We start from the raw sequence: 9,691 nt of genomic DNA on the forward strand, positions 1-9,691 counted from the left end.
GCGCCGCGGGGGGCGCGTCCCCCGCCGCCCCCGGGGGGGGGGTTACGGCCGGGGGCCCCCCCCGGGGCCCGCCCCCTACCCCGGCCGGGCGCGCCGGGGTCGCCGCCGCAAAAAACTGACGCCCGCTCGACGCCGATCAGGCGATCGGGAATCCGCGCGGCGGCCGGGCCGGTTCGCTTCAGCTCGCGAAGGGCTCGATGGCGAACCGGCCCCACGCGATGAACGCCGCGAGTGCCGGGTACACCGCGTTCAGCACCACGAACGGGGCTCAGGAGTGTTCCCCGGTGGCGGTCGCCGAGCCGTCCTCGGTGCGCAGCCGGATCGGAATGCCGGTGGCGTCCTGGGGGAGGTCCACCGTGGTGTGGCCGGTGGCGGAGACGGCATCGACGGCGTAGCGAGTGTCTTCGCCCGGTGCGGCGAGCAGGGTGACATCGCCGTAGTGGGAACGCAATTCGACCTCGGCGCGGGTGCCGATGACGGTCAGGTCGCCGAAGCGGCTGCTCGCGCGGACGATGCTGCCGTAGGGCACTTCGATCTCGTACCGGGCGACGCAGGTGGGGCGGCCGACCGCGAGACGATCGGGACAGCGGGTGGTGATGGTCAGGGCCTCGGGGGAGTGATCGACGGTCTCTTCCGGTTTGTCGCCGTCGGTGTACTCGAGTGTCCGGCGCACCCGGATGTCGGCGCGGTCGGCGCCGACGACGCGAGCCTCCAGGGCGGCGGTGGTGTAGCCGATCTGCTTCGCGCCCGAATCGTCGAAGTGCAGGACGAGGGTGGGGGCGGCGCCGGGGTAGATGTCCTCGCGCTGTTCCTGTTTCGCGGTGCCGGTGGCGCAACCGGTGAGCGATACGGCGGTGACTACCGCCGCGGTGGCGACACCTCCGCGGAGCAGTCGGGTGCGGCGGGGCGATTCAGCGACGGGCATGACGGATCTCCTGGACGACGAGTGCGGCGGCCACCAGGACCACGGCGAGGGTGAGGACGAACAGCGGGGAGGGGCCTGCGGACCTGTCGGCGTCACGGACGGCGCCCATGATGTCGACGGCTTCGAGGCGGTTGAGGATGCCGTACCAGAGGGCCAGGTAGACGGCCTGGAACAGCCGCGCCCCACGCCCGATCGAGCCGAGCAGGAGGGCGAGTGCGGGAATCAGCGTCGCGCCGGCGATCCACGCGGCGATGCCGGGAAGATCCACGGAGATCGCCATGCGCAGCAGGGGTCCGCCGCCCGCCACCGCGGCGACGATCACGCCGGATCCCCATTCCGCCAGCAACCGCCGACGCGGGGCGGGCGCGGAGCGCAGCAGGGTGTCGACGCCCGCTTCGGCGGCGTGTGTGCCCAGCCGTGACCACAGCAGCACCGGCCAGAGCCAGGCGAACAGGAGTACGGTGCCCAGGGCGTCCTCCGGGACCGACAGCGCGATCACGGTCAGGGTCGCGAGTCCCAGCCACCACCAGCGCGATACGCCACCGAGGTGGATACGCACCGCACCGGTGAGCAAGCGGACGAACGGGCCCACCACCGACTTGGTGTACCGGGACGCGCGGGGATCGGCCGGGCCGACAGCCCGAGCGGGATTGTCGCGCAGGACTTCCGGTACGGATGTCGACGGGGCCGGAGCCGGCCCGGAAAACGCGGCGGGCGCATCGGCACGCACAGGCGCCGCCGGTGCCGGGTTCCGCTGTCGCGCCGGGTCGAACCGGGGGAACCACAGCGAGGGCGCCGCGGCCGCGACAGTGGCGGCCAGGGCCGGCGCCAGGCTCGCCACGACGACCGGTAGCCCGAAATCCGGCCCGGCCCAGACGAACCGGCCCAGACCGTGTTCCTCCATCGTGAGACCGATGGAGATCTCGGTGTTCGCACCGGGATATTGCGCGGCCACATCGTCCTGGAATCCCGCGGTCGTCTCGCTGTAGAGGCGGGGGAGTGTGGCGAGGAATATCGCCGGATAGGCGAAGAACCACACGATGTTCCCGAAACCGCCGCGCAGGAACGGAATCGACTCGAAGACCACCGCGGCCGCCGCGCCGACGGCCAGCGCGGGCAGGCAGAACAGGACCAGCGGCAACCACAGGCCGATCGGGTCGATCGTGGTGGACTCGCCGCGCAGCAGCTGCATCACCGGCGCGATGGCCGCGAGCGCCGCGGCCATCGCTCCCAGCACCGCGAGATTGCCGAGGTACTTGCCCAGCAGATACGCCGGGGTGCGCACCGGTGTCGCGGCGAGCAGTTCACCGACACCGCTCGCGGTGTCGCGGCCAAGGGCGTTCCTGACCACATAGAACCCGAACAGCGGCAGCCACAGACTGCCGATCATGGCGAGCATCGTGCCGATATAGGCGCTGTCGTAGACGCCGCGGAACGTACCGACTTTCACCATCGCGTAGCGCGCGGATTCCGGTGGCACGGCGAGGAATCCGAGGGCCAGTGCGCCGAAGACGGTCACCGGGAACGCGGGACGCCGCGCGCGATCGAGGAAATCGGCGCGGGCGACGGCCGAGACGGCGGCGATCATCGGAGAACCCCCGGCCGCACATCGGCAGGCACGTGCACGGCGTGCAGGTACGCGTCCTCCAGATCGGGTTCGACCCGTCGCGCGTGGGGGCTCGGTGCTACGGGCGCGACCGACCGCACTCGCACGCCGGCGGCCGTGCGCACAGTGCGGGTGACCATGGCCCGCGTGCGGATATCGGCCACCGCGCTCGCGGGCACCACCGATTCCCACACCAGTCCCTCGGTGGCGCGTAGCAGGCGTTCGGGCGTACCTCGCCACCGCAGCCGCCCGCCCGCCAGCACCGCGATATCGTCGGCGACGGCCTCCACATCGGAGACGATGTGGGTGGACAGGATCACGATGCGATCCGCGCCCAGCTCGCCCAGCAGATTCCGGAACCGCATGCGTTCCTCGGGGTCAAGGCCCACGGTCGGCTCGTCCACGATGAGCACTCGAGGATCGTTGAGCAGCGCCTGGGCGATTCCGACGCGCTGGCGCATACCTCCCGAATACTTGCCGAGCGGACGCGATCCCGCATCCGTCAGGTTGACCAGTTCCAGCAACTCGTCGACCCGCGACCGTGCCGAGCGTGCGGTCAGTCCTTTGACTGTGGCCAGGTAGCGCAGGAATTCCCGGGCGCTGAGATTCGGATAGATTCCGAAATCCTGAGGTAGATAACCGAGCGCGCGGCGCAGCTCGCCCGGCGCGGCCACGATGTCGACGCCGCCCCAGGTGACCGTGCCGGAGGTCGGCCGGGTGATGGTGGCGAGAATGCGCATGAGCGAGGACTTTCCGGCGCCGTTGGGGCCGAGCAGTCCGAGCACGCCCGGCCCGATACTCATGCCGACATCGGTGACCGCCTGTTTGCCTCGGTAGTTCTTGGTGACATTGCTGAGCTCCAGCTGCATGGGTTTCCTTCGCTGCCGTATCGGTGTTCTCAGCCGACCATGTGCGGGCCCGGCCGGGCACGGGGTCCACCCGGCGGAAACGGGGTGGTGTCAGCACCACCGCGTACCTGCACGCGGGCCCCTGTCCGGTGGTGAGCGGCGTCGATAGGCTCGGCCGGGTGTCTTCCGCCGCGCCGTCCACACCACTGGCAGCCGTCGCGCGACGCCGGTTCCTGCTCTCCGGTTGGCCGTGGCGCTGCCTGGCCTACCTGCTGACCACACCGGCGGTGGCGCTCGCTGTGGCGCTGCCGTTCGTCGGACTCGCCGCACCGTGGGCAGTACTGGTGGTCTGGGCGGGCGACGGCGGGTATCCGCAGCCGCTCGGAAAGGTGCTGTTCCTGGTGGCCCTCGGCGCAGTCCTGGTCGTCGGCCTGGGCCCACTGGCGGCGCTCGCGCCGGCCGCGCTGGAACGACAGCGGGTGCGGCTGGTGTTCACCGGCCCGGTGGTCACCGCCCATCGGCGCCCGCCCGCCCCGGGATTGTGGCCGTGGGTACGGATGCGATACACCGAGGCCGCCACCTGGAAGGCGTTTGCCTACGCGTGCCTGCTGGTCGTGGTGGTGCCGGTGGCGTACTTGCTCGCCCTGATCTTCGTGTCGCTGATCCTGGTCATGCTGATCAGCCCGCTGATGGTGCGCGACAGCGGTGATGCGGTCGCGCTCGGATTCAGCCAGATCACGTCGGTGGACCAGGCGATGCCCTACGCCGTCGTGGGCACGGTGCTGCTCCCGGCCGTTCCCTATCTCGTCGCGATCGTCGCGGGTCTGCATGCGGCGCTGGCCCGATCATTGCTGCTCGGTGACCATCCGGACGCGCTGCGCGCGCAACTGGTCGAAACAGCCCGCTCGCGCGCCCGATTGGTGGACGCGTTCGAAGCCGAGCGCAGGCGCATCGAACGCGACCTGCACGACGGCGCCCAGGCATTGCTGATCGATCTCACCCTGCGTCTGGGCATCGCCCGGCTCGACCTCCCCGCCGGCTCGCCCGCCGCCGAGAACGTATCCCGGGCCCACGAGCAGGCCAAGCAGCTGATGGCGGAACTGCGGCGGTTGATCCGCGGAATTCACCCGCGCGTGCTGACCGACCGGGGACTGCCCGCCGCCTTCCGCGAGTTGACCGAGGACACAGCAGTTCCGGTGACCATCACCGCCGAGCTTTCGCACCGGCCGCCGCCGCACGTCGAAGTCGCCGCCTACTTCGTGGTCGTGGAGGCGCTGAACAATATTGCCAAGCACGCCGATGCCACCCAGGTCGGACTCACCGCCCGTCTCGACAGCGACCGGCTCGTCGTCGAGATCGTCGACGACGGACGCGGCGGCGCCGACCCGGCCGGGGGCAGCGGCCTGACCGGCCTGGCCGACCGGGTCGCCGTGATGGACGGCAGAATGCTGCTGTCCAGTCCGCCGGGCGGACCGACCATCGTCCGTGTGGAGCTGCCGTGCGACAAGAACTGACCGCCGAGATCCGGGTGGTTCTCGCCGAGGACGGCGCACTGCTGCGCGAGAGCCTCGCGGCCGTGCTCGAACGATTCGGATTCGTCGTCGTCGCCGCGGTCGCCGATGCCGTCGCGCTGGAAGCGGCTGTCGCCGAGCATCTTCCGGATCTGGTGGTGACCGACGTGCGCATGCCGCCGGGTTTCACCGACGAAGGTCTGCGCGCGGCCGTGGCATTGCGGCGCGATCACCCGGATCTGGCCGTCGTCGTGCTCAGTCAGTATGTGGAGCTGAGCTACGCCGACGAACTCCTCGGCGCCGACAGCGGCCGGGTCGGCTACCTGCTGAAAGATCGCGTCGTCGACGTCGAGGACTTCGCCGCCACCCTGCGCCGCGTGGTGCGGGGCGCCACCGTGATCGACCCGACCGTCGTCGGCCAGCTCCTGCGCCGCCGTCGCGACCCGCTCGCCCAGCTGTCCCCGCGCGAACGGGAGGTGCTCGCCCTCATCGCCGAAGGCCACTCCAACGCCGCCATCGGCAAGCTGCTGTTCATCACCGAGTCCGCGGTCGGCAAGCACGTGGGCAATATCTTCACCAAGCTGGTCCTGCCGCAGGCCGACGACACCAACCGCCGGGTTCTCGCGGTGCTCGCCTACTTGCGGCGCGACGAGACCACCTGAACGCGATCGGAAGGACCCCGCCGCGCCTGATAGTGTCTGGACACATGTCCGAAAAACGCACCACCGGGGTCGAGGCCACCAGGAGGCGGCTGAGCGGGAAGCAGGCCGACACCGTCGACAAGCTGACCAAGGCCGCGGTGGAGGTGCTTTCGCGCGAGGGGTTCGCGGGCATGACGATCCGGCTGGTCGCCGCGGCGGCCGGGGTCGGCACGGCCACCGCCTACACCTACTTCTCGTCCAAGGAGCACCTGGTCGCGGAGATCTTCTGGCGCAGGCTGGTGGCTTCGCAGAGCCCGGCCAGTGATTCCGGCGATCCGGTGGTGCGGGTGATCGCCGAACTGCGCGATATCGCGTTGCTGGTGGCCGACGAGGAGGAATTGTCCGGCGCGGTCACCAGTGCGCTGCTCGGGCGCGATCCCGATGTGGCGCATCTGCGCGATCGGATCGGCGCGGAGATCCGCAAACGCATCGTGCGCGCGCTCGAGCCGGACGCGGATCCGGACATCGTGGAATCCCTCGAACTGCTCTACGCGGGCGCGCTGGTCAGGGCGGGCATGGGGTACGGCTCGTATTCGGAGATCGCCGACCGTATCGAGAAGTCGGCGCTGATGATCCTGCGGTAGGCCGCGGGAGGTCGCGCGGCCGTCCGCCGCGTTCGGTGCCGCCGGCCGTTCTGTATTTCCCCTGAAACGCTCGCCGCGGTCGTTAGGGGATTTCCCCGATGGCGCACGGCGGGACGGCAGGACAGACTGGTGGGCATGACTTCGCAAGCTGTGGGCGTGCACTCCGAGGATCCGGCGCGTCCGGGGGAGATAGCGGCGCACGCCATCGACGTGAGCAAGGTGTACGGCTCGGCGGACACGCAGGTCAAGGCACTGGACGGGATCACGGTCGAGTTCGCCAAGGGCGAGTTCACCGCCATCATGGGCCCCTCGGGCTCGGGCAAGTCCACCCTGATGCACTGCCTGGCCGGCCTGGACAGCGCCACCTCCGGTGTAGTGCGCATCGGCGACACCGACCTGACCGATCTCAACGACAAGCAGATGACCATGCTGCGGCGGGACCGCATCGGCTTCGTCTTCCAGGCGTTCAACCTGGTGCCGACCCTGACCGCGCTGGAGAACATCACCCTGCCGCTGGATATCGCGGGCCGCACGGCGGACAAGGACTGGCTCGACACCGTGGTGAAGCGGCTCGGCCTGGAGAACCGGCTCACCCACCGCCCCAGCGAGCTGTCCGGCGGTCAGCAGCAGCGCGTCGCGTGCGCGCGTGCGCTGGCGGGCAAGCCGGAGATCATCTTCGGCGACGAGCCCACCGGCAACCTGGACTCCCGCTCCAGCGGTGAGGTGCTGTCGATCCTGCGCGCCGCCGTGGACGAGTTCGACCAGACCGTCGTGATCGTCACCCACGAACCGCACGCCGCCGCCTACGCCGACCGCGTGGTGTTCCTGGCCGACGGCCGCATCGTGGACGAACTGCGCGATCCCACCGCCGAATCGGTGCTCGACCGGATGAAGGCGCTGGAGAAGCTCTGATGGCATCGTCTCCGATGCGCAAGGTCGCCTTGCGCAATCTGGCCGCGCACAAGGTGCGGCTGGCCCTGACCCTGCTCTCGGTCGTGCTCGGCACGGCCTTCATCGCCGGATCGTTCGTCTTCACCGACACCCTGCAGCGCACCTTCGACGGCATCTTCGCCGACGAGGCCAAGGGTGTGGACGTGCGGGTGAGCCCGGAGGAGATGCAGTCCTTCGGCGTCCCGCTCGAGGTGGTCGAGCAGGTGAAGCAGACCGAGGGCGTGCGGGCGGTGGCTCCGGCGGTCAACGGCGTGATCCTGTTGCTGGACCCGGCGGGGGAGAAACCGGTGCAGACCGGCGGCGCCCCCAGTGTCGGCGAGTCCTACCTGCCGCCGGATCAGGCCGTCGGCGAGACCGAGACCTTCGTCGAGGGCGCGCCGCCGAGCCGCCCCGGCGAGGTCGCCATCAACACCGGCGGCGCGGAACGGGCCGATCTGCGGGTCGGCGACCGGACCAAGGTCCTGATCCCCTCGGCGGGCGCCCAGCAGCAGCCGGTGATCGACGTGACCGTGACCGGCATCTACGAAGTCCCCACCGACACGGGCGGTTTCGTCGGCCTGCTCTTCGAGGACGCGCAGGCCCGCGAATTGTTCACCGACGGAACGCATGTGGCGCACATCGACATCGCCGCCGCGCCCGGGGTGAATCCCGACGCACTGCGCGACCGCCTCGCCGAGGCGCTGCCCGACTACGCGGTCCGCAATGCCGAGCAGGTGCGTGAGGACCTGCAGGCGCAGATCTCCGAGGCGCTGAAGTTCATCAACTACTTCCTGCTCGCCTTCGGCGCCATCGCGCTCATCGTCGGCACCTTCATCATCTACAACACCTTCTCGATGATCGTCGCCCAGCGCCTGCGCGAACTGGCGCTGCTGCGGGCCATCGGCGCCTCCAGCCGTCAGGTCGGCAATTCGGTGGTCGCCGAAGCACTGGTGATCGGTGTGATCGGCAGCCTGCTCGGGCTGGCGGGTGGTATCGGCCTGGCCTTCGGCCTGTCCGGTCTGCTCAACGCCTTCGACCTCGGCGTGCCGACCGGTTCGATGGCGGTGCTGCCGCGCACCGTGCTGGTCGCGCTGCTGGTGGGTCTGCTGGTCACCGTGATCAGCGCCTACGCTCCCGCCCGGCGGGCTTCCAAGACCCCGCCGGTGGAGGCCATGCGCGAGGAATTCGCCTCGGCGGGCGACTCCCTGCGGGTCCGCACCCTCGTCGGCGTCGTGCTCGCGGTGATCGGCACGGGCTTGGTGGTGCTCGGCGCGCAGTCGACCGGCGGCACCGCGGCCACCATCGTCGGCATCGGCGCGCTGGCGCTGATCCTGGCGGTGCTGCTGGCCTCGCCCGCGCTGTCGCAGCCGGTGGTCGGCGCGCTCGGCGCGTTGTTCAAGCCGTTCGGACCGGTCGGGCGGATGGCGCGCAACAACGCCGTGCGCAATCCGCGCCGCACCGCCGCGACCGCTTTCGCGCTGACCCTCGGCCTCATGCTGGTCACCGCGATCGGCATGCTCGGCGCCTCGGCCAAGGAGAGTATCGGCGTGCTCGTCGACAAGGGCGTGCAGTCCGACTTCGTGCTCGTCGGGCCGTCGCAGCAGTTGATCGGCCTGCCGCTCGCGGTGCCCGACGCGGTGCGTCAGAACGTGCCCGACGCGGCCGAGGTGGTCGGCTTCCGCGGCGTGGCGGTGCGCATCGGCGACGACCGGACCACCGGCGTCTCCCCGGATGTGCCGATCGGCGGCGCGCTGAACTACGAGATCGTCGAGGGCACCGGCACACTCGGTGACAGCGACATCCTGGTCTCGCAGAAAGAGGCCGAGGAACACGGCCTCAGCGCGGGGCAGAGCATCGAGCTGACCGGCCTGGACCGCAACCAGAAGGTCTCGGTCACCGTCGCGGGTATCTACCGGGACACCCCGCTGCTCTCCGAACTGGTGGTGCCGCCCGCGGTCTTCGACCAGGTGACACCGCCGACGTTCCGCAGCAACTTCTTCGTCCTGGTCACCGCGAGGGAAGGCGCCGATCCGGCCGCACTGCGCACCGCACTCGAGGAGGCCACCGATCAGTTCGTGATCGTGCAGGTCCAGGATCGCGAGGAGTTCAAGGGCGCCCAGGGCCAGCAGATCAACACCATGCTGGCCATCCTCTACGGCTTGCTCGCCCTGGCGGTGGTGATTGCCATCCTCGGCATCATCAACACCCTGGCGTTGTCGGTGGTGGAGCGGCGCCGGGAGATCGGCATGCTGCGCGCGGTGGGTGCGCTGCGCTCCCAGATCCGGCGCACGATCTACCTGGAGTCGGTGCTGATCGCGGTGTTCGGCGCGATCGTCGGCGTGATTCTCGGCCTCGGCCTCGGCGTCGGATTCCTGCGCACACTCAGCGAATTCGGCATCGACCAGATCGCCGTCCCGTGGGATCAGCTGATCGCGGTGCTCATCTCCGCGGCGGTCGTCGGTGTGCTGGCCGCGGTGTGGCCGGCGATCCGCGCCGCCCGCACGCCACCGCTGGCGGCCATCGCCGATCTCTGACGGCCGATCTCGCCGATTCCGGCGGGCACACCACAAACGGGGGGGGGGGGGG

General features: G+C 70.2%; 8 protein-coding genes. 5 read left to right on the forward strand and 3 right to left on the reverse strand.

What is annotated here, in order from left to right:
* Positions 1-268: 268 nt before the first annotated feature.
* Genes QH283_RS28690 through QH283_RS28700 form a run of 3 tightly spaced genes read right to left on the reverse strand, consistent with a single transcriptional unit; the run spans position 269 to position 3,400 of the window.
* The gene (locus tag QH283_RS28690) at positions 269-925 is read right to left on the reverse strand and encodes a hypothetical protein (RefSeq protein WP_280506059.1); all 657 of its coding nucleotides are present in this window, start codon (positions 923-925) and stop codon (positions 269-271) included.
* Entirely contained in the window at positions 912-2,513 is a 1,602-nt protein-coding gene (locus QH283_RS28695; RefSeq protein WP_280506060.1) for a hypothetical protein, read from the reverse strand. The genes QH283_RS28690 and QH283_RS28695 overlap by 14 nt, the downstream gene beginning before the upstream one ends.
* Entirely contained in the window at positions 2,510-3,400 is an 891-nt protein-coding gene (locus QH283_RS28700) for an ABC transporter ATP-binding protein (protein ID WP_280506061.1), read from the reverse strand. Before QH283_RS28700 ends, QH283_RS28695 begins: the two co-directional genes overlap by 4 nt.
* A gap of 158 nt (positions 3,401-3,558) precedes the next feature.
* On the opposite strand from QH283_RS28700, the gene QH283_RS28705 reads away from it, so the two are divergent.
* From QH283_RS28705 to QH283_RS28725, 5 genes are all read left to right on the forward strand, one after another.
* Complete coding sequence (locus QH283_RS28705) at positions 3,559-4,893, forward strand: sensor histidine kinase (protein WP_280506062.1); 1,335 nt, start codon at positions 3,559-3,561, stop codon at positions 4,891-4,893.
* Positions 4,878-5,552, forward strand: a complete 675-nt coding sequence (locus QH283_RS28710) for a response regulator transcription factor (protein ID WP_280506063.1) — start codon at positions 4,878-4,880, stop codon at positions 5,550-5,552. Before QH283_RS28705 ends, QH283_RS28710 begins: the two co-directional genes overlap by 16 nt.
* Before the next feature lie 44 nt (positions 5,553-5,596).
* Positions 5,597-6,175 carry a TetR/AcrR family transcriptional regulator gene (locus QH283_RS28715; RefSeq protein ID WP_280506064.1) on the forward strand — a complete coding sequence of 193 codons (579 nt, stop codon included), beginning with the start codon at positions 5,597-5,599 and terminating at the stop codon, positions 6,173-6,175.
* A 135-nt stretch (positions 6,176-6,310) separates the two neighbouring features.
* Positions 6,311-7,087 carry an ABC transporter ATP-binding protein gene (locus tag QH283_RS28720; RefSeq protein ID WP_280506065.1) on the forward strand — a complete coding sequence of 259 codons (777 nt, stop codon included), beginning with the start codon at positions 6,311-6,313 and terminating at the stop codon, positions 7,085-7,087.
* Positions 7,087-9,639, forward strand: coding sequence for an ABC transporter permease (locus QH283_RS28725; protein WP_280506066.1), 2,553 nt, complete (start codon positions 7,087-7,089; stop codon positions 9,637-9,639). Before QH283_RS28720 ends, QH283_RS28725 begins: the two co-directional genes overlap by 1 nt.
* Positions 9,640-9,691: the final 52 nt, after the last annotated feature.

It is taken from the genome of Nocardia farcinica, from assembly GCF_029867845.1.
GTDB lineage: Bacteria > Actinomycetota > Actinomycetes > Mycobacteriales > Mycobacteriaceae > Nocardia > Nocardia farcinica_A.